The 23,624-nt window shown below is 42.8% G+C and carries 23 protein-coding genes and 2 pseudogenes; 5 read left to right on the forward strand and 20 right to left on the reverse strand.

The features are described 5' to 3' along the window. Window positions 1-114 precede the first annotated feature (114 nt). Together H6G03_RS39610 and H6G03_RS31290 are read left to right on the forward strand one after the other, a co-directional pair. Window positions 115-552, forward strand: a pseudogene (locus H6G03_RS39610) (cadherin-like domain-containing protein); the annotation flags it as partial. A 42-nt stretch (window positions 553-594) separates the two neighbouring features. Then, window positions 595-2,064 (forward strand): putative Ig domain-containing protein, encoded by a 1,470-nt coding sequence (locus H6G03_RS31290; protein WP_190473763.1) that lies wholly within the window; start codon window positions 595-597, stop codon window positions 2,062-2,064. 253 nt (window positions 2,065-2,317) lie between these two features. Here H6G03_RS31290 and H6G03_RS31295 read toward each other — a convergent pair whose 3' ends face one another. Next, the gene (locus H6G03_RS31295) at window positions 2,318-3,982 is read right to left on the reverse strand and encodes a sensor histidine kinase (RefSeq protein ID WP_190473765.1); all 1,665 of its coding nucleotides are present in this window, start codon (window positions 3,980-3,982) and stop codon (window positions 2,318-2,320) included. Window positions 3,983-4,576: 594 nt separating this feature from the next. On the opposite strand from H6G03_RS31295, the gene H6G03_RS31300 reads away from it, so the two are divergent. Beyond that, entirely contained in the window at window positions 4,577-5,281 is a 705-nt protein-coding gene (locus tag H6G03_RS31300) for a response regulator transcription factor (RefSeq protein ID WP_190473768.1), read from the forward strand. Here H6G03_RS31300 and H6G03_RS31305 read toward each other — a convergent pair. From H6G03_RS31305 to H6G03_RS31360, 12 genes are all read right to left on the reverse strand, one after another. After that, window positions 5,278-6,330, reverse strand: coding sequence for a S66 peptidase family protein (locus H6G03_RS31305; protein WP_190473770.1), 1,053 nt, complete (start codon window positions 6,328-6,330; stop codon window positions 5,278-5,280). The genes H6G03_RS31300 and H6G03_RS31305 overlap by 4 nt on opposite strands. A gap of 89 nt (window positions 6,331-6,419) precedes the next feature. Next, a complete protein-coding gene (gene dhaL / locus H6G03_RS31310) occupies window positions 6,420-7,052 on the reverse strand; it encodes a dihydroxyacetone kinase subunit DhaL (RefSeq protein ID WP_190473772.1) in 633 nt (210 codons plus the stop codon). 4 nt (window positions 7,053-7,056) lie between these two features. Next, window positions 7,057-7,665, reverse strand: coding sequence for an alpha/beta fold hydrolase (locus tag H6G03_RS31315; protein ID WP_190473774.1), 609 nt, complete (start codon window positions 7,663-7,665; stop codon window positions 7,057-7,059). 4 nt (window positions 7,666-7,669) lie between these two features. After that, window positions 7,670-8,743: a dihydroxyacetone kinase subunit DhaK gene (gene dhaK, locus H6G03_RS31320; protein ID WP_190473776.1), complete on the reverse strand. Its 1,074-nt coding sequence runs from the start codon at window positions 8,741-8,743 to the stop codon at window positions 7,670-7,672. Between the two features lie 219 nt (window positions 8,744-8,962). Then, window positions 8,963-9,826, reverse strand: coding sequence for a DNA methylase (locus H6G03_RS31325; RefSeq protein ID WP_190473778.1), 864 nt, complete (start codon window positions 9,824-9,826; stop codon window positions 8,963-8,965). 29 nt (window positions 9,827-9,855) lie between these two features. Beyond that, window positions 9,856-11,061: a DNA methyltransferase gene (locus tag H6G03_RS31330; protein ID WP_190473803.1), complete on the reverse strand. Its 1,206-nt coding sequence runs from the start codon at window positions 11,059-11,061 to the stop codon at window positions 9,856-9,858. Between the two features lie 221 nt (window positions 11,062-11,282). Beyond that, window positions 11,283-12,161: a DNA adenine methylase gene (locus H6G03_RS31335; RefSeq protein WP_190473780.1), complete on the reverse strand. Its 879-nt coding sequence runs from the start codon at window positions 12,159-12,161 to the stop codon at window positions 11,283-11,285. 10 nt (window positions 12,162-12,171) lie between these two features. Beyond that, a complete protein-coding gene (locus tag H6G03_RS31340; RefSeq protein WP_190473782.1) occupies window positions 12,172-13,041 on the reverse strand; it encodes a NotI family restriction endonuclease in 870 nt (289 codons plus the stop codon). A 71-nt stretch (window positions 13,042-13,112) separates the two neighbouring features. Then, window positions 13,113-13,508 carry a hypothetical protein gene (locus H6G03_RS31345; protein WP_190473785.1) on the reverse strand — a complete coding sequence of 132 codons (396 nt, stop codon included), beginning with the start codon at window positions 13,506-13,508 and terminating at the stop codon, window positions 13,113-13,115. 38 nt (window positions 13,509-13,546) lie between these two features. Beyond that, a complete protein-coding gene (locus tag H6G03_RS31350) occupies window positions 13,547-14,530 on the reverse strand; it encodes a 2-hydroxyacid dehydrogenase (RefSeq protein ID WP_190473789.1) in 984 nt (327 codons plus the stop codon). 2 nt (window positions 14,531-14,532) lie between these two features. Next, entirely contained in the window at window positions 14,533-15,240 is a 708-nt protein-coding gene (locus H6G03_RS31355) for an aminoglycoside 6-adenylyltransferase (protein WP_190473791.1), read from the reverse strand. A 59-nt stretch (window positions 15,241-15,299) separates the two neighbouring features. After that, window positions 15,300-16,985 carry a site-2 protease family protein gene (locus tag H6G03_RS31360; RefSeq protein WP_190473793.1) on the reverse strand — a complete coding sequence of 562 codons (1,686 nt, stop codon included), beginning with the start codon at window positions 16,983-16,985 and terminating at the stop codon, window positions 15,300-15,302. A gap of 366 nt (window positions 16,986-17,351) precedes the next feature. Here H6G03_RS31360 and H6G03_RS31365 point away from each other — a divergent pair, with 366 nt between their 5' ends. Next, complete coding sequence (locus H6G03_RS31365) at window positions 17,352-17,621, forward strand: hypothetical protein (RefSeq protein ID WP_190473794.1); 270 nt, start codon at window positions 17,352-17,354, stop codon at window positions 17,619-17,621. A 126-nt stretch (window positions 17,622-17,747) separates the two neighbouring features. On the opposite strand, the gene H6G03_RS31370 is transcribed toward H6G03_RS31365, so the two are convergent. Both H6G03_RS31370 and H6G03_RS31375 read right to left on the reverse strand, forming a co-directional pair. Further along, window positions 17,748-18,065 (reverse strand): hypothetical protein, encoded by a 318-nt coding sequence (locus H6G03_RS31370; protein ID WP_190473795.1) that lies wholly within the window; start codon window positions 18,063-18,065, stop codon window positions 17,748-17,750. Between the two features lie 314 nt (window positions 18,066-18,379). After that, window positions 18,380-18,745, reverse strand: a complete 366-nt coding sequence (locus H6G03_RS31375; RefSeq protein ID WP_190473796.1) for a Lin0512 family protein — start codon at window positions 18,743-18,745, stop codon at window positions 18,380-18,382. Window positions 18,746-19,020: 275 nt separating this feature from the next. On the opposite strand from H6G03_RS31375, the gene H6G03_RS31380 reads away from it, so the two are divergent. Further along, on the forward strand, window positions 19,021-19,272 hold the full coding sequence (locus tag H6G03_RS31380) for a hypothetical protein (protein WP_190473797.1): 252 nt from the start codon (window positions 19,021-19,023) through the stop codon (window positions 19,270-19,272). Between the two features lie 81 nt (window positions 19,273-19,353). Here the strand turns inward: H6G03_RS31380 and H6G03_RS31385 are convergent, their stop codons facing one another. From H6G03_RS31385 to H6G03_RS31400, 5 genes and pseudogenes are all read right to left on the reverse strand, one after another. Then, window positions 19,354-20,142, reverse strand: a complete 789-nt coding sequence (locus H6G03_RS31385) for a DUF3598 family protein (RefSeq protein ID WP_190473798.1) — start codon at window positions 20,140-20,142, stop codon at window positions 19,354-19,356. A 58-nt stretch (window positions 20,143-20,200) separates the two neighbouring features. Beyond that, the gene (locus H6G03_RS38385; RefSeq protein ID WP_242056909.1) at window positions 20,201-20,296 is read right to left on the reverse strand and encodes a DUF3598 family protein; all 96 of its coding nucleotides are present in this window, start codon (window positions 20,294-20,296) and stop codon (window positions 20,201-20,203) included. 10 nt (window positions 20,297-20,306) lie between these two features. Then, window positions 20,307-22,811, reverse strand: a complete 2,505-nt coding sequence (ptsP, locus tag H6G03_RS31390; protein WP_190473799.1) for a phosphoenolpyruvate--protein phosphotransferase — start codon at window positions 22,809-22,811, stop codon at window positions 20,307-20,309. A gap of 10 nt (window positions 22,812-22,821) precedes the next feature. After that, window positions 22,822-23,292, reverse strand: coding sequence for a tetratricopeptide repeat protein (locus H6G03_RS31395; protein ID WP_190473801.1), 471 nt, complete (start codon window positions 23,290-23,292; stop codon window positions 22,822-22,824). Window positions 23,293-23,390: 98 nt separating this feature from the next. Continuing rightward, window positions 23,391-23,624 (reverse strand): annotated as a pseudogene (locus H6G03_RS31400) (DUF2330 domain-containing protein); the annotation flags it as partial.

Consider the following 23,624-nt stretch of genomic DNA (forward strand, 5'->3'; position numbering starts at 1 on the left):
TGTCAATTTTTACAATACATTTGTACTATCCGTGGGTAGCGATCGCACTCCTGCAAGTGCCTTAACAAAAGTTCATACAGTGTCGATTACTTTTGTCCGACTACTTACAACGCTATTTCCACTACCCAACTAACTTTCAATCCGGGAGAAACTTCTAAAATTATTTCGGTTGCAGTCAATGGGGACAGATTAATCGAAGGTGGCGAAACCTTTTTTATCAATTTATCTAATCCTAGCAATGCAACAATAGCCGATAACCAAGGTGTCGGTAATATTACCAACGATGACAACGCGCCTACTGTCAGCAATATCGACAAGTCAGGGAACGAAGATAGCGATATCAGTTTTAGTGCTGCTGACTTTACCAGCAAATTCACTGATGTTGATGGAGATAGCTTAAGCAAAATCAAAGTTACTTCTCTTCCCAGCAACGGTACGCTGAATCTGAATGGTAGCAATGTCGCCGTTAATCAAGAAATTGCTGCTGCTGATTTAGGAAATATCCGCTTTACTCCGGATGCTAACTGGAACGGTTCTACAAGTTTTGGTTGGAATGGTTTTGATGGTGGGAATTATGCCAATAGTGGCGCAACTGTGAATTTAACAGTTAACCCAGTTAACGACGCGCCTTTTGTCTTTAATCCCATCACCCAGAAAACCGCGTTCGCCAATGACTTGTTTAATTACAGCTTCCCCGCTGACACTTTCAAAGATATTGATGTTGGCGATAACCTCACCTATACCGCTACTTTAATTAACGGCGAACCTCTACCGAGTTGGTTATTTTTCAATTCATTTACGCGGAATTTTGTTGGCGAACCTTCCGCTAGCGATGTGGGTACTTTCACGTTAGTTGTCAAAGCAACTGACAATGCGGGTGCTAGCGTTACCAACCCATTTAATTTGACAGTTATTAACGCAGATACGGATTGTTTTTGCGACCAAATTCCTCCTACCAGTCCTGACAGTTTACCTGGTGTATCGGTTGACGAAAATCCAACTGATAACAACTTATTCGGCGGTGATGGTAACGAAACTCTCAGCGGTACTGCTGCTAATGATGGACTTTTCGGTAATGGTGGCGATGACTTGTTAGTAGGGAAAGAAGGTAACGATAACTTATTCGGCGGTGACGGTAACGATACTGGTTTTGGTAGTAGGGAAAGAGACTGGATTGCGGGTAACGCTGGCAACGATATACTCAACGGTAACGCTGGCAGCGACGTACTCAACGGTAACGCTGGCAACGATACTGTCCGTGGCGGTCAAGAGAATGACTTGGTGCGAGGCGGTCAAAATGATGACTTGCTGTGGGGGGATTATGGGGATGATACTGTGAGTGGCGATGTGGGAAATGATACTGTGTTTGGCGGTGCTAGCGAAACGGATCTTTTTGACGGACGCGATTTGTTATTTGGCGGCGATGGGGATGATGTGCTTAATGGTAATGCTGGCGATGATACGCTGTTCGGCAATGACGGTAATGATACGGTGCGAGGCGGTCTAAATAATGACATTGTTTGCGGAGATGCGGGGGATGATGCGCTGTTAGGCGATTTAGGCAACGATAGTTTGTGCGGTGAGGATGGCAACGACACTCTCTACGGCGGGAATGGCAGTTCTTCTGCTGTTGGCGCTAATGGGGAGCAAGATTACCTGTGTGGCGGTATCGGTAATGATTGGCTGTTCGGTAATGAAGGACAAGATTGGCTGAATGGAGAAGAAGGCAACGATACCCTCATTGGCGGTAAAGATAATGACTCTCTCTATGGCGGCGCTGGCGATGACTGGCTGGCAGGAGATTTGGGTAGCGATTTCCTCACAGGTGGTAGCGGACGCGACTTGTTTGTGTTTGCTTATACCACGGTCGGCGATACGATCGCTGACTTCCAAGATGGTGTAGATTTGATTTACTTACAGGGTAATTTGACTTTCCAACAGTTAGCGATCGCGCCTAGCAGCAATAACACTATTATCACCATTAAAAGCACTGGTCAACTGTTAGCTACTTTGAACAATATTCAAGCCAATCAGATCGGACAGGAGGATTTTTCTGTCAACTAATTGCTGTTTCTTAAGCAATTACAGCTTTTCTGGTTTATGGTGAAAAATGTTTGTTTATGTTAAAGATGTGTGGGATGGTGGGTTACGGCACGGTTCATTAATTATTGGTTGAAAATGCTAAACTTATTGTCCGTGCCTAACCCACTCTACGATAAGGTAAGTTTTTGTTATCAGGACAAAAACGAGAGAGCCAAAATGAGGTAAACAAGGTTTATTTATGTCGAGATCCTTAGTAGCTTGATAATCTAAACTCTCAGAAAGATGCAGGAGAAGAAGGAATAGTAACTGTAAAGGTTGTACCTACCCCAACTTCACTTTCTACTGCGATGCTGCCGCCGTGTAATTGCAAGCATTTTTTGACAACGGTAAGTCCGAGTCCCGAACCTGGAATAGTACCAACATTTTTGCCGCGATGGAATGCTTCAAACAAATATTTTCGATCTTTGGGTGGGATACCAATGCCGCGATCGCTAATTCGGAAAGTAGCCATTCCCGCTACGCTTCCCTCTGCCGGTTCGCAAACTATGGTAAAATCAATATTACCTCCCTGCGGCGAATACTTAATCGCATTCGAGAGCAAATTTTCGAGTATTTTTTGCAGCAGTTTGTCGTCCATATAAGCAATTTTACATTTACCTTCACTGCGAAAATTAATTCTGTAGTTGCTTGCAGCGGCAATCTCTGTTTTCTTGACGACAGCGCGGCAAATATTTTTTAGATCGATTAGTTTGGGCTCGAACTCTAGCTTTCCGGTGTCGGCTCTATTGATTGTCAAAATATCATCTAATAATTGTGTCATTGTTTTAGCAGAGGCTTGAATGCGCTGGATATTCCTGAGCCTTTTTTCTTTTGTTAATTCTTCGTTGGCATTTTCCAGTAATTGAGCCGAAGCTAAAATAGCGCTGAGGGGACTGCGGAAATCGTGAGATGCCATAGTAAAAAAGCGGTTCTGTAATTGGCTGATTTCTTTATCTCTTTCCAGATCCAGACTGATCTCTTCTGCGTGCTTGCGATCGGTTATATCTATGGCGGTACCGAGTATTTGTTCTGGCGTACCGTCGGCATTTCTGGTAAAGACGATATCCCAGGAATGAAACCAGCGCCATTCTCCGTAGATATTTTTGATGAAAAATTCGTGTTCGAGTACTTCACCATCCTTAGCTGTGGCAAATCGGTTTTTGATTTCTGCAAGTTTCGGCAAGCAGTCAGGGTGAAAAATTTCTGTAAAAAATGTCGATCCCATTGCTTGAATTTCTGACGGCGTGTAACCAAAGCAGGAATAAGCTTGGCGATTTATGTAGATATTACGTTTTTGCTTGAGATCGAAGATATAAATTAAGTTGGGAGTTGTGTTCGCAATTTGTTGAATTAAACGCTTTCTTTTCCGCAGCGCCAACTCTGCTTGCTTGCGATCGCTGATGTCCCGCAGCAACCAACCCAAGGCGACTGGTTTGCCTTCGCGATCGCGCATTAGAGTTACCCTGGCACTAGCGTTAATTGGTTCGCGATCGCACGGCACAAGCAGCACGTCCCATTCCTGTACGGGATTGCTGAGGCGCATCCGCCTCGTCAGTTTGGCGTGAAACAACCGACGCTGTTGTTCGGCGACAAAAATTACCAAGGGTTTACCCGCCAAAAATTCCTGGGACACGTTGAGTAGAGTTGCAGCAGCGCGGTTGGCTTCCTGAATTACTCCTTGTGCGTCCGTCACCAGGTAGCCATCCGGTGCCAAATCGAACAGATCCTTGTAGTGCTGGCGTTCGGCTTGTGCTGCTTGACAAGCCGCTAGTTCCTCTTTTAAAATGCAGAGTTTTTCTTGGCCAACCTTTACTTCCAAGGTGTTCTCACATTGCTCGCAGGCTGTTTCGTAAGGCTCGATGTTTTTAGGAATCACGGACATCTTTACTTCGTTCTCCATTTTACCAAATAGAGTGCTACTTCTATCTTGTAACTTTTGCAACGCCCTTCAAATCCCCCAATCTAAAAGCTAGTTTATATTTTTTTTAAGTGAAGTATAAATTTCATCTTTATGTGGTATATAAGCAGAGCGATCGCACAACTAGGGCCGTGTTGTTCAAGCCCTAGAAAACTTTAGAGCGTTTCATTTTTCTTAATTTTAAGGAGGAAGCTGCTAAAAGCTTTGAATTAAGAAGCTTTCCTGCTTTTCCCCCCTCACCCCATCTCTTCTAGATCCCTCGTTGTCCCGTGGAAATGCCTAATTAGTTTCCATATATCTTCTTAATGTTTGTCAAATCCTGTAATAATTTAATGAAAGGGCAGAATTCTCCTGCTTACCCTGAGAAAGATCGGGGCTAACCACACGGGGATCGGCCTAAAATGACAAACTTTTTATTGGCATCACCCTCAAGAAAGAGGGATGAAGTCGGCTGTTTTTTGTCCAAACATTGTTTAAGTTGAAACCAATTTGTTTTAAATCATTCTCCCTAAAACAGGTATACAGTTTTGTAGTTTTTGCATCCGTTCACCTTTAAATTTGAAAGATATCTCCACTATGAGGATTCTCCTAGTCGAAGATGATTTGTTGGTTGCTGAAGCTCTATCAGAAGCCCTGACGGATCAGCGTTATGTAGTTGATGTCGTCCACGATGGGGAATCTGCTTGGCAACAAATCAAAACCCTTTGCTACGACTTGATTCTGTTAGATGTGATGCTTCCGGAACTGGATGGGCTGACGCTTTGCAAACGATTGCGATCGCACGGTTACAGCCTACCTGTAATCATAATTACAGCCCTCGACACCAGCACGGATAAAGTCAACGGATTGGATGCCGGAGCAGATGATTATATCGTCAAACCGATCGATCTACAAGAACTATTTGCGCGAATTCGTGCTTTACTGCGACGGGGAATTTTTTCTTTACCGCCAGTTTTGGGGTGGGGAAACTTGCGCCTCGATCCAAGTACTTATGAAGTCGCTTATCAAGATCGATGTCTGCATTTAACCCCGAAAGAATACTGTTTGCTGGAACTTTTTCTCCGTAACGGTCGCCGGGTATTGCCCCGCAGTGTGATCATCGAAAGGATTTGGTCGCTAGAATCTCCCCCAGAAGAAAGTACTGTAAAAGCTCACATCAAAAGTTTACGCAACAAACTCAGATCGGTAGGAGCCCCTAATGACTTGATCGAAACAGTTCACGGTGTAGGTTATCGCCTCAAACAACAAGAATCTGAGCTTGTGGGCAGCTATCGTAATTAGTGCGATCGACTAATTGTAGCGCTCTCTAACATCTCAATAGTGCCGGAGAGCGCATCGATTTGTACTTGCACGCCAATTGGCAAAGTAAACTTATCTTTAATATGACCGATCGCCGAACCGTACCAAGCAGGAATTCCCAATGGTTGTATGTGTTCTCTTAAAACTTGCATCAGTGTGAGCGATTTTTCCCGATCCTTTGGATCGCAATCAGTACATTGTCCAAAAATAAAACCAGCAATTTGGTTGAGAATTCCTGCCAATTTCAGTTGCGTCAGCATCCGGTCAACTCGGTAAACTTCCTCTTCCACTTCTTCCACAAATAAAATAGTTTGTTTCCAGTCAGGCAGATAAGCAGACCCTACCATTGCTGCCAACACAGATAAATTGCCACCCACCAATTTACCCTTAGCTTTTCCGGGGGTAATTGTTTGCGTACAAATGGGAGTAGTGGTAGTTTCGCCGCTACTAGGGGGATTTTGCATCACCACATTTTCACCATTAAACAAAATCCGCTTGGCGTAATTTGTTGTAAACTCATTCCAAGTGGATGTTCCCACTGGCCCGTGAAAAGTTACCACACCACTTTTCACATAAATTGCTAACAGCAACGAAGTAATATCGCTGTAGCCCATCATAATTTTTGGATTGTTGCGGATGAGTTTGTAATCCAACAATGGTAAAATGCGATTGCAACCCCAACCGCCTCGTCCGGCGATGATTGCCTGCACTGATGAATCGGCAAACATAGCATTGACATCAGCAGCGCGATCGCTATCTTTACCTGCCAGATAACCGTAGCGATCGAGCAAATGATTGCCCAATTTAATTTTTAATCCCAGCGATTCTAACGTTTTCTTGGCATCTTCGATATCTTCAGCAGAAGTAACACCAGCAGGGTTAACTAACCCAACCGTATCGCCTACTTTCAGTTGGGGCGGTTTAATAATTTGTGATGGTGGAAAAGAGTCAGCTTTGGCGATTTGTGGCAATTGGGTAGCTAATGCTGCCATGCCAAAAGTGGTGATAAATTGACGGCGATCGTATGTCATTGCTAAGAAACCGGGTTTCTCAAGATGGATTCAACAAAATTCTAGCTTTTTAAGCGAAAGAAACCCGTTTTCTGGAGGGCGATTAAATGTCATGCAGGGGTGATGGTTTCTAACAGAGTTTTGAGGATAAGATAAGATGAAGTAGCACCTGGGTCTTGGTGACCGATGCTGCGATCGCCCAAATAACTCGCTCTTCCTTTCTTCGCCACCAAAGGTATCGTATTTTTCACTCCTTCCTCAGCAGCAGCTACCGCTTTTTGTAACGCTTCTTGCGTACTCGCACCATCAGCAACGGCTTGCTTAAAAGCATTTTTAGCTGGTGATAAAGCATCCAACATTGTTTTATCACCCAAGTTCGCTTTACCCCTTTGTACAACACCATCGACAGCAGCTTCCAAGAAAGCGATCGTATCTTGATTGTTTAATTCCTGCTTTCCCGCAGCTGCCGTACTCGCCCTCAAAAATAGAGTACCGTAAAGTGGGCCGCTAGCACCACCGACAGAGGAAATTAGAGTCATGCTAACTGTTTTGAGAATAGTACCGATATCTTTATCGGCGACACCGGGTAATTGAGTAATTACCTTTTGGAAACCGCGATTCATATTGATACCGTGATCCGCATCGCCAATAGCGGCATCGAGTTCCGTCAGATAATTTTTATTCTGTTCTAAAACTACTGCAACAGACTGCAACCAGTCTAAAATTTGCTGTTTTGTAAGCATATTTTTAACTTTTTGATAAACAGCGATCGCAAAAATTAATTAAGTGTTGGTGAAACTCATCAGTTGCCCGCATATAGCAGGCGTGACCCGCATTTTCCAATACTATCTTATCGGCATTCGGCATCACTTTCAGCAACTCATCGGCAATTGCCACAGGGACGATCGTATCATTACTTCCCCAAATTGCCAGCGTCGGCAATTGGATTCCTTGCAATTGCTGAGTAAACATCATAATCCCCACAGGCGCAACAGGAACAAACCCGCTCAACTTTTCTGAATGATTGACAACAAAAGGTAAACTGTAATTTCCACTCATAGATGGAGATATTAAAACTGGTTTATTTAAGTTTAATACCTCAATTACTTCCAGCAAAAACTCTCCAGGCGAACCAGATATTCTCTCAGAATTTCCATATCCGGGAACATCCACAGCAACTGCCCTGTATTCTTTTTCAGCTAATAGATTCAGAGTCCCGATATCTTTCCAAGTTTGGGAACTAAAACTTGCGCCGTGGAGAAACAACACTGATTTGGTATTCTGTTCTCCCGATTCGAGATAATGAATATTTGCACCCTGAATCTTGACAAATTTAGAATTGATAGCTGCGGTCATAATATTACATCCCCCAACGGAAAGCAGGTGTTTTGACTGGCGCATCCCAAAGTTTAATCATTTCATCATTCATTTTGAGCAAAGTGATAGAACAACCTTGCATTTCCAAAGAGGTGATGTAAGGGCCGATCGAATTTCGTACAATCTTCAATCCCTTCCGATCGCAAATTTCTGCCAATTTGCGATAAACAATATACAACTCAGACAGAGGAGTACCTCCCATACCATTGACAAAAGCGAGAACCGAATCGCCACTTTGTAACGGTGGATTAATCAATTCTACCTCTACCCATTCACCTTTGTTTGCATCCCATTCCCGCACCGTGCGAGTATAAGCAGAATCTTCGATAATCGAAATAGCCAACATTTCCGTAATTTCATCCGCCGATTTCAGCGACATTCTTTGTCTTCCCGGTTCCCCGTGGATACCAATCCCCACTTCCATTTCATCATCGCCGAGTTGAAAAGTGGGCGAACCTTTCGCGGGTACAGTGCAGGAAGTCAGCGCCATTCCCATACTGCGTCCGTTGATATTAACTTGGCGGCAAAGATTGGCAACTTGCTTTAAATTATATCCCGCTTGTGCAGCAGCACCGCAAATTTTTTCAGCCAAAACAGTAGTGCCAACACCCCGCCGTCCTTGCGTGTACAAACTATCTTTCACGGCGACATCATCATCAATCAAAATATTGGCAACTTGGATATTTTCTGAATGGGCGAGTTCCGCCGCCATCTCGAAATTCATAATATCGCCACTATAGTTTTTGACGATATTGAGAACACCTGCACCGCTGTTTACCATTTTGGCAGCTTCTAACATTTGGTCGGGCGTCGGAGAGGTGAAAACTTCGCCCGGACAAGCAGCATCCAGCATTCCAAAACCGACAAAACCGCCGTGCATCGGTTCGTGTCCGCTACCGCCGCCGGAGATAATAGCCACTTTGTTGTGAATTGGTGCATCGGCGCGGTAGATAAAGTGGGGGTCGAAGTGGACTTTGATCAGGTCGGGATGGGCGATTGCCATGCCTTCCAGACTTTCGCGTACTACATCGTTGGGGTTGTTGATGAGTTTTTTCATATTGTTTTGATTTGGTAGGAAATCAATTTTTAAAGTAGGGATCGCACTTCTGTAGTAGTGGCTGCATACCCATCGTCACTTTATTTTACACCTGTTGAGATTCGGATAACCGTAAAGTTAGATTCGCCCACATTTTACTTTCATACTAACTACGACAAACATTAATCACCCAAAGCGATAATGCTACGCATCGCTGCGCGATCGCACTCTCGCAAATTTTCAAGCAAACGTCCTTAAAAATCTAATGGTTTCAGCTTTAGTCTGTAAGATCGCATGAATTAAATCTCCATTGTTATAGCGAATATCGACTTCGTACTTCAATGCCGACGCGGGCGTGGGTTGAGTATCTGCATAATTTTCAATGTATTCAATAGCTTGCTCGATATTAGTAATTTGCTGAGGCAGTCCGTGTAGGACAGTAACCGTTACCCCCTGAATGCGGCGTGAAAATGACTGATGTAAAGAATTTATAAAGCTATCTATACTAACTTTTTCTAAACTTAGTAATTTATTTTTAATTTCTGCAACTTCTGGCGGCGATAATGTATTCCATTGGCCAATCTTATTCTGAAACTCTACTTCTGGTGTCTTTTCATCAAAAGATGCGTCAATCCCAACAGATGCAAATGCCTGAACTATGCTGTCATATTGAAGATAGAGAATTTCAAACCCTTTAGATTGTAATTGATTAAGGGAACCGGGAGTAAAAACACCTGCCAGGATAGCACCTAAGAATGGGCGCAAGTGACTATAAGTATCTGCCAGAGGGATAAGCGCTCCTTCGATTTCTTGAGCTTTGTTTCTAGAATGCTTAGTGTAGCGTCGCCATGCAGTCTCAATAAATGCGGCTGGAAGTCCGCGAGTATTTTCTGTCCCACCTCGTTCGAGTACATAATCAAGGTCGTGAGAGTTGCCATAACGATCCTCCCACGATACCTTTTTACTAGGGCGTGCCTTGCGCTTTTTTTGATAATCCAAGTAAAGACTTTGCTCGTTAGCAACTTCCTCAAGTGTTTCTCGAATAAACTCTTGAATTAAGTTGCCGATAATCTGACCCAATTTATGTGAAAATGACTCTGCCATTAAGCTATTAAAAACTATTTTTGTGCTTGTTATCCTCGCACCCACAAGCAACCTTCACACAGAGGAACTTTGTGCTTGCGGTTTTTCCATTTGACGTTGCGATCCCGAATTTGCTCAAAGTCGAATGATTCAAATCCCGCAGATTTTGCCAGCTTTCCCATCCACTCAATTACCGGCACATAAATTCCGTAGGGAGCAGAATCGCCAATCACAAAGCAAACAGTTGCAGGATGCTGGCAAACTCGACGAAGTGAATGCCAAACTTTCGCCATATCTAAAAAGTAGCACGCAATCATCAGATGATAATTTTTTTTCCCCCCATGTAGATGACGCTCTTGCGATAACTGGTTACAGACTTTGATAATATCATATCGAATTGGATCTAATTCGGTGGAAGTCAGAACTTCATCCAAATTTACATTCTTACTTGTTACGTGCTGCGAACACGATCGAATTAAGTATTGACGCACAGCAGTCTGAAGATCGCCCCAACCTTTAATTTCTCCTATGAAGCACATCTCAAGGCGTGTAGCATCGGCATAATCATAGTTGTTCGCGTAGGGTGGCGAGGTGATTACCAAGTTAGCAAAGTCATCCGGAACACCAAGGCAACTACGAGCATCAGATTGAAACAGTTGAGCCTCATGTTTGGCTAGTTTTTCTGCTATTTTCATATCGGTCGCAATGGTTTCTGCCATCAGTTTAAAAGCTAACATTGGCTCCAAGCTTGTTTTTTTTATTTTGCTCGGTAAAATGTACTGCCAAGGTGCAGTGCCTACATGAGAAACATGACGGAGAATGGCTATTAACGTTAACCAAACCAATTTGGATTGCGGAGAATCATCAGACAATTTATGGGAAGCTTGTCGCAACCTATCTAAGCATTCAAGTGATTCTTTACTGAAACATTCGCGAATCAGCTTGGGATAATCATCGATACAAGGTTGCAAGTTTTCAGCACATTTTATAACCTTTATTATCTGCTCCTGATAAGCATCGGCGTCAGTTCGATATAAAAGCTTTGCTCTTGCTACGCGATAGATAAAGGGATGAGCTTCAACGCCATAACATTCAACTCCAACCTTCTCAGCAGCAAGCAACGTTGTACCCGCACCAGCGAAAGGATCGAGAAGAGTAACCTCTCCCATTTTTTTCGCTTTAGTAATAACGGTTTCAACCCATTGTGCAGAAAAACCAGCACTATACCTAAACCAGCGATGAACTGGCAATTTCATGTTGTCTGCAAAGGTTGATACTATCTTCTCAGATGGATATTTTAGTGTGGTATTGACCAAGATTAGTCCTTTTTTACAAATTTTGGCAGGCTTAATTGACAAGGTGGCGAGTTAATGCAGTGTAACGCACCTTACTACTATATTTGATTGAGTATACTCTAAGTTCCTTTTTGGATATGCGATCGCACTCACTCATCATACCCCACACCAGTTTACTCTTCTCATCTACACCAATCCAAATTGCGACCGATTAGTAATTCTGTCATCTTGGCATGATGGGTATTTTTCATCGCCACAGTCTGCGTATCAAATCCGTGTTTTTGTGCCAGTTGCCGCACCTCTTCAGTATTATCGTAAGTCATCAGGAAGTCACCTGCGATCGCACTTGCCAACCTAAACAATTCTTCATGGTCAATCTCGGAATAATTATAAAGGCGACTCCCAGCCTTTTTACCTGCTGCTGTATAGGGCGGATCGATAAAAAATACGGCGTCAGTACGATGAGCATTTGCCTTTAACACTTCCATACCATCGCCTTCAATAAAGGTAATACGCTCGCGCCTTTTCATAATTTCTATAATTCTCTTTTTCAGCGTCTCAGGATACCAGCGCGATCTTAACCCTTTGCCATTTTCACCACTTTTGATCGTGCCAGCACCCGCCGCTAAGATACCACCCCGATTAACACGATTTTTTAAAATAGTTTTAAATGCTTTTTCTTGAATTAAAATATTATTTACCGTTAGCACTGTATTTACAGATGTCTGCGATAGATTAAAATTAACAATTTGAGCGGCTAACCATTCCCCATCACCATTAATAATAGTATGCCAAACAGCCGCCACTTCCTCATCTATTTCCACCATTGTGACATGATTTGCCAAATCTTCAAAAGCAACGGTGAGACTGACGATACCACCACCAGCAAAAGGTTCAATAAACTCAGATGGTTGCTTTTGTAAACTATCTAGCCATTGTCTAATTCGGGGTACTAACCAAGTTTTTCCACCTGGATATCGGAAAGGACTGCGCTGAGGAACTGAAGAAACATTGGTAATGCGATCGAGTTGGTTATTTTCAAACAGGGATAGTTGTTGCATTTAAAAATTATCACAGAATATCTAATAATGTGGGAGCGTCTGGAGGATTATCCAATCTTTCATCTAACTTTGATTGTAAATGACCGATAAAATCTTCGATCGCACCAGTTTCAGGAATTGTAATCCTTTCCAGTGCTGGGTAAAATTGAGTATAAACTGTACGAGATCGAGATAGGTGATACGAGTTTGTGTCAGGATTATGCTTGAGGTCGTAAATCAGCCAAGCGATATCGGCTTCCGTCTTGTCAACTTCTGGCAAAGTTGGCAGCCTATTGAAAAAGCCTTTATGCAATGCTACAGCCTGCTTTTTATTCCAGGTTTTCAATATTCCACCTTTATAAATTAACTGCGGTGCCAGCCGTTTGCGCGAAGAAGATAGATAATCAGGACGAGGATAGTTTTTTTGTCCTGTCCAATCCATATTCGAGCGATTATTAGGGTCTTCCATATAATACTCAAATGGCTGACGCACGTTCCCAGAAATGTAGACTGCTTGAATTTCTAATGCCCCAAAATCAATTATGCGACCTCGGTCATTATATGCAACCAAAACCACATCAATATTGCCAGCCGACAGTCCATTTTTATCATTAAGCCGAATTTCGGTTAGGGAAGTCCAAGTTGTGTTTTCTGGGAAAAAGAAAGAAGCTGCATCTTCTGCAATCAGCCAATCCTGACGGAAGCGAATCGGACAGGTAATTGCTATCTCATTCCCTTCAAATACACTGCAAACTCCTAACGGATCGTTGGCTTTATCCTTGGTGCAAGAAGGAACTTTATTATTATAAGGACAAAGGCGATTTCGACGATAACGTTCTGCTTCTGGTGAAAGGTTGTCTGGCGGGAATCCAAATACCTCTGCCAGAGGTTGTTTTGGCATTATAGTTTATTATCCTCTATTTGATTGACTGTACTATAACTCAGCTTTTGGATATGCGATCGCACTCCCCTTTATTCCATCTCGCTTTCCAAATTCGCTTCAAAACCGTAAGCAATCAAATCATTGAAACCTAACTCGAAAACTTGGTCATCAGCCAAATGGGTTGTCATTAATTTCAGCCGTTGTAACTCTTGTTCGATATCGAAAATGCGCTTACATAGTTGGTCTATTTGCTGCTTCTGTTCGCTGGAAATGTCGTTTTGGGAATACAACAAATAGTTGCTGCTTCCACCGTGAGAGTAATAATTTTCTGAAGGGCGAAGCAGGTAGGAACGTACTTTTTGTTTGTCGTTGAGGAATTCATCTAAAACTTGGTTGCGCTTTTCCAAGCGTTGCTGAAGTTGTTCGCATCGCTTTTGGATGGCTGCTTTGATTTCTCTACCTGTTTTAGAAAATACGATGTTCATCAGTGTTACTCCTTTGTTTTATCTAAACTGCATGATGGTTAGCCGTAAACTTCAGGATTCACGCAATCAGGCAACTTTTCGCCTTTCAATCCTGCGGCTAAATTAGATGCTGCCATCATCGCCATTTTATCTCGCGTTTGGCGACTGGCGCTGCCAATGTGGGGTGTAATAATAATGTTATCTAAAGTTAGTAACGGGCTGTCTAAAGGAATTGGTTCGGGCTCTGTGACGTCTAAAGCTGCACCAGATATTCTACCATTTGTCAAGGCTCGATATAAAGCATCGGCATCGACGATCGAGCCGCGTGCAGTGTTAATTAAAATTGCATTTTGTTTCATTCTTTGAAACTGGGCATCGCTAAATAAGTGATAGGTATCTTCAGAAAGTGAAGTGTGGATGGTTATAAAGTCTGACTCTGCCAATAAAACATCAAATTCTCTGTATCCCAAACCTAATGATTCTTCCAAAGAAGGTTCTAAACGCTGTTTGTTGTAATACAAAATCCGCATTCCGAAACCAGCAGCCCTACGCGCAACCGCTTGTCCGATGCGTCCGCAACCAACGATTCCCAACGTTGCACCGCTGATATCTGCGCCTAATAATAAAATGGGTTCCCAAGTTTTCCATTCGCCGGAACGAGTAAATTTATCTGCTTCTAATATTCGCCGCGATGCTGTCATTAATAAGGCCCAAGTTAAGTCGGCTGTGGCATCAGTTAGCACGCCGGGAGTGTGTCCGACGGGGATGCGTTTGGTGGTAGCAGCAGCGATGTCGATGTTATCGTAGCCGACTGCCATTTGGCTGATTACTTTTAGTGATGAACCTGATATTTCAAGCAAATTTTTATCGATTTTATCTGTTAATAAGCAGAGTAAACCATCTTTGCCTTTCACTTTTTCTAATAAGATTTCGTAGGGTGGCGGTAAGCGATCGGGCCAAACTTCGATTTCAGCAATTTGGTGCAGCATTTCCATGCCGATATCTGGTAGAATGCGAGTGACAAACACTTTTGGTTTTGACATTTTTAGATTTTAGGTTTTTTGATTACTGTTTGCAGATAATTTGTGGAGGCGATTTCGGCTGGCGATCGCAGCACCAATTCGGGTGTTTTTAGTGCATCCCTCAACTGCCTATAAAAGTTTACCGTGTGTTGGAGCGATCGCGCAATTTCATCAGCATCGTGTTTAGAAGGAATTGTCTGACAAAAATCCGGTAACAAATGGGGAAGTTCCTTCTCCAAATTACGCACACCACGAGGTTTTAATCCAGCTTGTACTTTCGCTAATGGCGCAAGAACCATCCCACGGATATAAGAAATAACATCGATAACATCAAAAAGTTCGCTTCTGCCTAATTTACCAGCACAGTAGTGTATCCACACCCAAAAACGGTCTTCGATCCACTGTAAATCCGGTTTTGGATAGTCGCGTGGATTCTCTAAAATAGCTTGGGTGAGTAGATTTTCCCGTTCCCACAAAATGACGGGATTTTCGATGCGATCGCTTTTAAAGCTTTCCCACAAAACAAACTTTAAATCAACGTGGATGAGCGGATTTTCATAAAGACAAATTAGCAGTCGCGGTTCGCCAACGTGTTCGCCAGTAAATGCCGCCAGTAGGGAACCAAGATTACTAGCAATTTCCTGTCTCTCTTGGCGAACTTGTTCGTAGTGAATATCATCTACGACTAGCACCAAATCGATATCCGAATATTCATCCATTTCCCCAGTCATCCTCTTTTTGAAAAAATTTTGCGATATATCTGTGCAAAGTGTACCTATATTCAACGAAACTACCTTACCAAGTTCAAAAAAATTATTGACAAATAGCGCAACGGCACAAACGTGAGAACTACAAGCACCAGACCTCCGACTAAACTGAGCAAATATAAAGCTAATAAAGACAACCTTGTTGTCAAGCTAGCATAAGATTCCTGGTAACGTTGGATAATATCTTTAGCAAGTCTATATTTTTGGGCAAAATTCAGCGAAGCGTACCCAGATTTTTTGATAGTGTGGAAAATGGAAGCCAGCAAATTTTTGGCATCCTCGTTTTGGTGGAGACGCATCTGCTGTAGTTTCTGCAAAACTTTGGCGCTGCGGAAGCTGGAAGGTATAGTAATAGCAACTAAAAATCCCAGCGGTAGCAAAGGTGCTTCTCCCAGTCCAAAACCTGCAAATATAAAAATGCTCACTGTAATAATTTTGAAGAAAACATCTGTATAAGGATGGCGGGAAAACAAGAGTATATTAACGATACGCCCTCCATCCAGAGGCATGATGGGTAATAAATTTAAGTAGTTGATAACTACTAGCAAACTGATTGCCATAAACAAAACATTAGAGTCATGGATATTACCATTAGCCTGCATAGTAATGCCAATACCAGCGCCCAGAAGTAACCCTGGAAGTGGCCCCGCAAGCAAAACAATAACTTTTTCGCTGAGTGTGGCATTGTCTTTGCGTCCTGTCGCCGCCGCCCCAAAAAATGGGAGGAAGAAAATCGATGTGTTTTCATAACCGTACAGTTTCATTGCGAGCCAATGCCCTAACTCGTGGAGAAAGAGAACAGCAATCAGAATTAAGAGAGTTTCCGCATTAAAAAATGCTGTAAAAGAAAGAAGAAATAGCAACAAACTTACTATGAAAAACCATAGCTTGAGATTTTTTTTAGCACGTCTTTGTTCCCATTTATCAAGAATATGGAATGCTTCAACTTCAACTTCAACGGGAATTTCTACATTCTCAATCGGGGACATTTTTGCCCTAACTGCACGTTGCTTGAGCAATTTCGTGTACTTGGATGTACCCCGTTTGATTTTGAGCGCTGTTTTCAGGGCTGTTAGGACGGGGATATCGAACAAGTCTTGGCCTTTTTGACGGGTAATTTGTTTGGAAACTAAAAGGTGGTTGATGTATGCAGAGTGATGGGAATCGATCGATTCTACAAAGGCTTCTAATGACAGATTTCGCGGTTGTTTGTCCCTTGCTAATTGATTGAGTTTTTCTTGATGGACTTGCCACTGCTCCTCAGTTGTGACGGCATAAGGATCTTGTATAATTGTGGCAGGCATTTCTCCGATGATAGAGTGAACGAGTCCGTTCATGGTTAGCAGTACAACGCCATCTTCAAAGTATGTGTAGAAGTAAATATTAGCTTGGTTGCCCCGGTCTGGTAAAACGGACATGATTGCTTGTGCAAACGTCTGGCAATTATTGTTGAATAGTAGAACTTGCCAGTGTTTATCTCCAAAAATGTTGTCTTCTTGGCAGTAACAACAGAATTGAAACCCTAGTTTTTCGATTTCATTCACAGGTATTTTAAATAATTCTTTTACATAATCTGGTGTCTCGTTGTCGCGATCGATCGTTATTTTAGAGTACTGAAGAGTTAAGTTTAAAAGCCTTTGAAAAATCAGAAAGTAGCCGGCTCCCAGCACCAATCCATAGATGGCTAACCCGTAGATTAAGTATTGCATATCTTTTGCCGCTGTTTGAATATCCGCTATTCTACTTATTCGATTATAAGAGCATAAACAGAGAAAACACTTATTATAACGGCATTCAGTTGCGTGAAGTATATCCCAGAAACCCGGTCTCTTAAACAAGACCCTCGCTATTTTCTCAACCCAACCTACAAACATTCCCTAAAAAGGGCTCTATCTGTCGCAGTTAAACTCTCTGCTATTAAATTTAAAAGAAAAGTTTAAGAACGCAACAACTATTAACATTTCGTAATTTAAATAATGTAGTTAATTATACTTTTTAGATATTTCAAATATAGTTTGATGATTCTATGCTTATCTTTAAGCGCGAAAACTCTAAAATTTTCCAAAAATAAAGTTATGACAGTACAACGGCAAGAGCTTTATATCAATTTGATCGAACAATTGTTTAAGTGTCCGAACGGTCAGGAACCAGAGGTTTTAGACGCCCACTTAGACTTGCTCGATGCTGGTTTGGTGCAAACAATGGTACAAATAGGAACGGTAATGGCCCATGAAGATAACCAAGATGGTGCTAAATTTTTATTTCATGTTGCCCGCGAATTAGCTAAGCAATTAGGATTGTACCCCGACACATCAACTAGCCCTGCAATACAGCCAGAAGGCTAATTGCTTTATCTCAAAAACCCACCACACCCGAAGCGGGTTGTGGTGGGGGCGTTTAGGAGGAAAAGCAGATAAAAACCGGCAGCAGGGTTTTTATTTAATTAATCAATAGATGAAAAACGATATTTTTTAGTCTTCATCGAAAGCCGGGAAAGCTTCCTCAAATTGCCATAAATAATCTTTCTTTTCGACAAACCATCTACGAGTTTCTGGAGTTAATTTTTCCCAAATATCTTCTACAGGAATGTGAGGAGAAGCAAATTGATATTGCTGGCCCAGGCTTTGCAAATTTTCTACAACTTCCAAAGGAATTCCAAATTTTTCCCAGTCAACTTTTAGATAGCGGCCAGAAACACCCCTAGCTGGATCGAAAACTAATTGTGCAGTCCTGATAAGGTCGGCAAAGTGTTGCGCCCTGAGTCCGGTTATTTTATGAATTTCGAGCATCGATCGTTTTCTCCATACATTGTCGTTTGGTAAATATGCGTGATTTCATCAAGTGTTAGTTCCGAGTTTTTAGGCCAGTATTAATCATTTTACATAGAAGCGTTAAGCTAGACAATAATCTAGCTTCTAAAGAAATATGAAAGTATGTGAATGTATTTTAAAAAAATTAACCTGCTAGTTACTTCCATTAGCTCTTGTTCGGAATAAATAATGGGTACGTTGTTGGGCTTTAGGGCTCAAAGAGTGCTAAAGTGCAACAACGTACCTAAAAAGCCTTAATGATATAACTAGCAACTTACGTTAAATACCTTAAACTACTCAATATCAACGAAAACCGTAACAGCAGCAACAGCAATTAGCATTTCATCATTTTTATCATTAAGTGAGGAAATTGCCCGCCCTTGAACTACCATACCGCCTTTTTCAACATTGAGAGATTTGCGCCCAAAAGGTAGCACCGCTAATACTTCTTCTTGACGGACTTGTTCTGGGTAAGGAACTGCTACCTGGACTTCCACGATCATTTCATTTGGATTGCTCAAACCGGCGACTTCCCAAATACCGGGTAAGGCATTGTTTGCAATGGCGTTGCGTACAGCTCTCTTTGCGGCGACGGTCGGTTCCTGTCCGTGCTGGTCAATTCCCATACCCATTTCGATGATAAAGCGTTTACGAGCCACAGCTACCTCTTGATTGTTTTAAGCCTATATCTTTATGTTTATAGTCTAATTAGGCGGAAAAAAACCAAGGAAAGCTTTTTTTACCTTATCTGTCTTTTCTAAGTATTGCTGCGTATTTGACTTCACAAATTAGCTAAAAAATATCAAACATCTACCTAGAGACAGATGACGTAAATTCATGATAAACTTTTGATGCAGCGATCGATCGACTCATTTGCTGTGAAGCCGCTTTGCGGTGAAGATTGCTGTTTTTGCTTATTTTATGTGTTAAAGCAATGAAAAATCTGTTTTGGAAAGTCGAGCAATGCGATAAATGCAACACTTTAGCTGTCAAAAGTATTGATGAATTTTGGGGATGCCTGCAATGCCGGGACTTACCTAAAGACGCTCTTAGCCTATATTTAAGCGGTGTGTGTGTCTATTGCCGCAAACCCTTGATTCCACTGATGGAAGCTTGTCTAACTTGTGGAAATCAGCCGAGACAGTTTTGGGAAAAAGTGTCACCCGGCAGTTTGACTAGAAGATAAGTTTAGTATAATTTAGCCTGCCAATTTTTGTGCAACATACTCTGTGACTGCTTTAGCTGAATCTAATCAGCCTTTTGCCGTCTACTCTTTTCGCTCGAAGACTTCTGATATCAACAGCGAAAACTTACCAGATTCGTCATATTTGGCGGTGAGTCGTTTGTACTCGTTTTTCGAGACAAATTTACCTGCTGCTATCTCAAATTCTTCACCAAATTCAACCTTTTTAGGAGCATTGACAACGACTCCATCTGGAAGGAAGAAGGTTTTGTTTTTACCAGCGTTTGCATCTAACACCAGTTGTTGAGTTTCGCTCGCTGGAGACACTTTCAAATCGGGTGTCATATATTCTCTTTTCCCTATCCAATTACCGGAGATATTATCTACCTCTAACTCAGGCTTTTCATCGGGGAAGCTACCTAGTTGTTCGCGAATTAACGTCATTCTCTCTAAATCGCCAGTCTTTCCATAGATAGGAGTTAAGCTAGTTCGGAAATTTTCATGTTGTAAAAATAACTCAACGCCGAAATATTCTTCGTTTTCAAGTATTTTAGATACCACAGCATTGACACCTTGGCCAAAAGAAAGCGCCCTCATAGACAACAGAGCGGGGTGCATTATTCCATCAGGTTGATTACAAGTTTCTTTCTCAATTTGCCAACTTTTTTCTGCCGTACTTCCGTCGGCATAGATATAGTTATTTGTGTGAGTAATAACTGTTTTATTTTCATTTGCTCGAAAATTTCTCACACCTTGAAAAGATTCGAGGACTTCTTTTTCTGGAGAATATCTAGTCCATATTCCATGCCAAGCAATGCCTTCAGAGGTAATTTTTCCAAATAAATTTGTCCAATTTTGTTCTTGGCTATTCATAAGTGTTTTTAGTTGGTTTCAAAAGGGGGCGATATTCAGACAGAAATGTTGTATACTTCTAGGCAGTCCAAGTACCATGCCAGTCAGCGTTGGCATGATATTGACAGAAATTCTGCCAATTTTGTAATTGTGGATCTAATATATTGGTAGTCATGTCACCCTCACTAAACTTTAGGTTTCATTATTTGAATTTCAAGATATTCTCTGACTGCTGCGGCTGAATCTAATTGTAACACGGCGGTGGCGATCGCTTCTGCTTGCGCCATCGTTAATTGGGAAATTGCTGTCTTGATGGCGGGAATTGCTGCGGCATTTACGCTCAATTCATCTACACCCAAACCTACTAAGATAGGTACAGCGTTTGAGTGGGAAGCCAACTCACCGCACACGCCTACCCAAATCCCAGCATTATGGGCAATTTGCACGGTTTGGGCGATCGATCGCAACACCGCAGGTGCAAAGGCATCGGCAAGATTTGCTACTTTGGGATTGGTGCGATCGCTTGCCATCACATATTGGCTTAAATCGTTAGTACCGATGCTGAAAAAGTCAACTTCTGCTGCTAGTTTATCGGCACAAATTACAGCAGCGGGTACTTCTATCATAATTCCCACTGCCATAGTTTCATCGAAGAGAATTCCGGCTTGGCGTAACTCTGCTTGTGCAGTTGCGAGAATTTTTTTAGCGGCGCGAATTTCCGTAATTGACGCCACCATCGGAAACATTACTTTAATCTTATGTTGATGCGTCGTTCGCAGAATTGCTCTTAATTGTATTTTCAGTAAATCCGGGTAATCCAACGAAAAGCGAATGCCTCGCCATCCCAAGAAAGGATTGGTTTCTAATGCGGAATGCAAATAAGAAATTGGTTTGTCTCCGCCGATATCCAAAGTGCGAATAATTAAAGGATGAGGTGATATAGTAGAAGCGATCGCCTCATATATCTGCAACTGTTCCTCTTCACTTGGCGGCGTGTGGCGATGGAAATACAAGAACTCGCTTCGCAGCAATCCTACCCCTTCTGCACCCGCATTCACAGCTACTTTGGCATCTGCGATCGAGCCTATGTTTGCCATCACTTTGATTTCGCGTTTATCGCTAGTGATAGCAGGTTTTTGCGCTACTTCTTTGAATGCTATTTGTGCAGCCAAACGACTATCTCGTTTTGCTTGTAATTCACTCAACTGCGCTTCATCTGGTTGTACCCACACCTCACCCGTTTCCCCATCCAAAACAATGAGAGTGCCATTTTCCAAGTGCAACAACTCCTCACTCACTCCCATCACGGCGGGAATGCCGAGCGATCGCGCCAGAATACCGCTGTGAGAATTAGCACTTCCGCTTACCGTACAAATACCCAACACCTTGGTTTTGTCTAACTGCGCCGTTTCCGAAGGACTTAAATCGTTAGCTACCAGAATGGCTGGCTCTGGCAAATTCAGAGGTGCTGCTGCTACGCCTGTCAGCAATCGCAGCACTCGCTGCCCCACGTCCCGGACATCAGCCGATCGCGCCTGTAAGAAAGGGTCTGCCAAAGCTTCGTAAGTACGTGCTGTTTTATCTATTACCACTTTCCAAGCTGTGGTGCCAGCTAATCCATATTCAAAAATCCGCTGACGCGCCGCCTCTAGCACAGTTGGATCTTCCAAACATAACAAATGTGCATCGAAAATAGCCGCTTCTTGTTCTCCCGCTTCCGTAGCTGCATTTTGGCGGAGCATTTCAATTTCGCGATGAGCGGTGGCAATTGCTGCGTGCAATTTCTGCCATTCTGTCTGGGGATTATCTACTTGTATATCTTCTATTTCTGCCAATGTTTGTTGATACAAAAACACCCGTCCGATCGCAATGCCTGGAGATGCGGGGATGGCAGATAAAGAAGAGCGGGAAAGGGGGGGAGTGGGAGTGGGAAAAAGGGGAGGAATGGGGGAATCTTTCAGCGATTCGCCGAAGTTGGTTTCTACTAATTGCTGCAATGCTGCCAAAGCTTCATCTGCATCGCTTCCTGAAGCTGCGATCGCAATTTCATCTCCTCGACAAACGGCCAGCGTCACTAACTGATTTATACTTTTTGCATTGACCGCATCGCTGTTTGCAGAAACATTCCGCACCGTTATTTCACATTTAAATTTGCCAGCAGTGGCAACGAATTTAGCAGCGGGACGAGCGTGCAAACCCATCCGATTTTTGACAGTGAGATATATTTCTTTCGCTCCCTCCTTGTGTCCTCCTCGGTGGACGGAGGGGGAAGAAATGGGGGGGGTTCCCAATTGAGCTACTTTTGCTGCCAATGCGCCTCGCGCTTCGGTTAAAACTTGCTCGATATCAGCACCATTAGCTGCTTGAACGACTGCGGCAATAGTGCCTTCTACCAGCGGTGCTTCGCAGAGTTTTACTTTATTTTGCTGTTCTTCTGACAGAAATTCTAAAGCCATTTCTGCACTCAAAACCGCGCTACCCAAGTCCATCAATACGATAACGCCATCATCGCTGTAAACAGATTCGATCGCCTGATGTACTTGTATAGGATCGGTGCCAAAAGGATTCTCCGGATCGTCAATTCCGGCGGCAACGGCTATTTTCACCTCGCCTTGCACCATTTGAGTTGCCAATTCTTGCACCCCGGCTGCCAGTTTGGCACTGTGAGATACGATAACAATTCCGATCATTTTCGCTCTGCTAACTTAACCGGGCTGTACATTCCAGAATCAACCTTTGATTTATTAAAGCATAAGGTTGAATAGAAAGTGCTTCTCGAAAAGCTTGGATAGCAGTGCGGTACTCTCCCAGTCCGGCATAGCACAACCCCAAACCGTGCAGTGCGCCAAAATGAACTGGGTTAAGCTTGATGGCAATTTCACAATCTTCGATCGCCTTTTTATATTCTCCCATTGTGTAGTAGAGAACCGCTCGTCGATTCCATGCTTCTGCAAAATCAGGCAAGTCAGAGATGACTTGTGTGAGTTCGTTTTCAGCTTGGCTAAATTCTCCTGCTTCAATCAAAATCTGAGCGCGACGCAGCAGTTCAAACCCGATCGCTCCCTTTTGGTGGAACCAGATGCGCCAGAGTTCTGATGTGGCCCGATCGCGCACTTCTTCATCCGGTTTTTTCAAATCTTCCAGCAACTTATTTATAGATGATTCATTCATGGTAATTTAAATGGGGCTAGGGAGCGAATTGTCGGGTGGGCATTGCCCACGTAAAGCTGTAATTGGTGGGCATTGCCCACCCTACATAATATCGTTTTTCAAGGCCAAATATTTCGCCAAAAAGGTGTCTGCTGAGTTTGAGTTACAGGCAGTTTTTTGCGGATATCATTAATATTCCACCCGGTCAGTTTAGCTAAAGTCTGCGCCTCCTGTTCAAATCGCGTTGCCAAAGCTCTTTTATATTGTTGTCCCGCCGGACAGTTTGTCTCTCCTTCAAAAGCATGACGCAGAATATATCTGCCCTGGAAATTTTGGCGATTTGACGTTTCTTG

This window comes from Aerosakkonema funiforme FACHB-1375 (genome assembly GCF_014696265.1).
GTDB classification, from domain to species: domain Bacteria; phylum Cyanobacteriota; class Cyanobacteriia; order Cyanobacteriales; family Aerosakkonemataceae; genus Aerosakkonema; species Aerosakkonema funiforme_A.

Coding starts and splice junctions, on each gene's coding strand:
- H6G03_RS38385 (WP_242056909.1), bottom strand. CDS start 20,296: ATGACTACCAATATATTAGATCCACAATTACAAAATTGGCAGAATTTC.
- H6G03_RS31385 (WP_190473798.1), bottom strand. CDS start 20,142: ATGAATAGCCAAGAACAAAATTGGACAAATTTATTTGGAAAAATTACC.
- dhaK (WP_190473776.1), bottom strand. CDS start 8,743: ATGAAAAAACTCATCAACAACCCCAACGATGTAGTACGCGAAAGTCTG.
- H6G03_RS31350 (WP_190473789.1), bottom strand. CDS start 14,530: ATGTCAAAACCAAAAGTGTTTGTCACTCGCATTCTACCAGATATCGGC.
- H6G03_RS31335 (WP_190473780.1), bottom strand. CDS start 12,161: ATGCAACAACTATCCCTGTTTGAAAATAACCAACTCGATCGCATTACC.
- H6G03_RS31325 (WP_190473778.1), bottom strand. CDS start 9,826: ATGGCAGAGTCATTTTCACATAAATTGGGTCAGATTATCGGCAACTTA.
- H6G03_RS31330 (WP_190473803.1), bottom strand. CDS start 11,061: ATGAAATTGCCAGTTCATCGCTGGTTTAGGTATAGTGCTGGTTTTTCT.
- H6G03_RS31345 (WP_190473785.1), bottom strand. CDS start 13,508: ATGAACATCGTATTTTCTAAAACAGGTAGAGAAATCAAAGCAGCCATC.
- H6G03_RS31315 (WP_190473774.1), bottom strand. CDS start 7,665: ATGACCGCAGCTATCAATTCTAAATTTGTCAAGATTCAGGGTGCAAAT.
- H6G03_RS31340 (WP_190473782.1), bottom strand. CDS start 13,041: ATGCCAAAACAACCTCTGGCAGAGGTATTTGGATTCCCGCCAGACAAC.
- H6G03_RS31355 (WP_190473791.1), bottom strand. CDS start 15,240: ATGACTGGGGAAATGGATGAATATTCGGATATCGATTTGGTGCTAGTC.
- H6G03_RS31295 (WP_190473765.1), bottom strand. CDS start 3,982: ATGGAGAACGAAGTAAAGATGTCCGTGATTCCTAAAAACATCGAGCCT.
- H6G03_RS31365 (WP_190473794.1), top strand. CDS start 17,352: ATGACAGTACAACGGCAAGAGCTTTATATCAATTTGATCGAACAATTG.
- H6G03_RS31380 (WP_190473797.1), top strand. CDS start 19,021: ATGAAAAATCTGTTTTGGAAAGTCGAGCAATGCGATAAATGCAACACT.
- H6G03_RS31360 (WP_190473793.1), bottom strand. CDS start 16,985: ATGCAATACTTAATCTACGGGTTAGCCATCTATGGATTGGTGCTGGGA.
- H6G03_RS31305 (WP_190473770.1), bottom strand. CDS start 6,330: ATGACATACGATCGCCGTCAATTTATCACCACTTTTGGCATGGCAGCA.
- H6G03_RS31370 (WP_190473795.1), bottom strand. CDS start 18,065: ATGCTCGAAATTCATAAAATAACCGGACTCAGGGCGCAACACTTTGCC.
- ptsP (WP_190473799.1), bottom strand. CDS start 22,811: ATGATCGGAATTGTTATCGTATCTCACAGTGCCAAACTGGCAGCCGGG.
- H6G03_RS31300 (WP_190473768.1), top strand. CDS start 4,577: ATGAGGATTCTCCTAGTCGAAGATGATTTGTTGGTTGCTGAAGCTCTA.
- H6G03_RS31395 (WP_190473801.1), bottom strand. CDS start 23,292: ATGAATGAATCATCTATAAATAAGTTGCTGGAAGATTTGAAAAAACCG.
- dhaL (WP_190473772.1), bottom strand. CDS start 7,052: ATGCTTACAAAACAGCAAATTTTAGACTGGTTGCAGTCTGTTGCAGTA.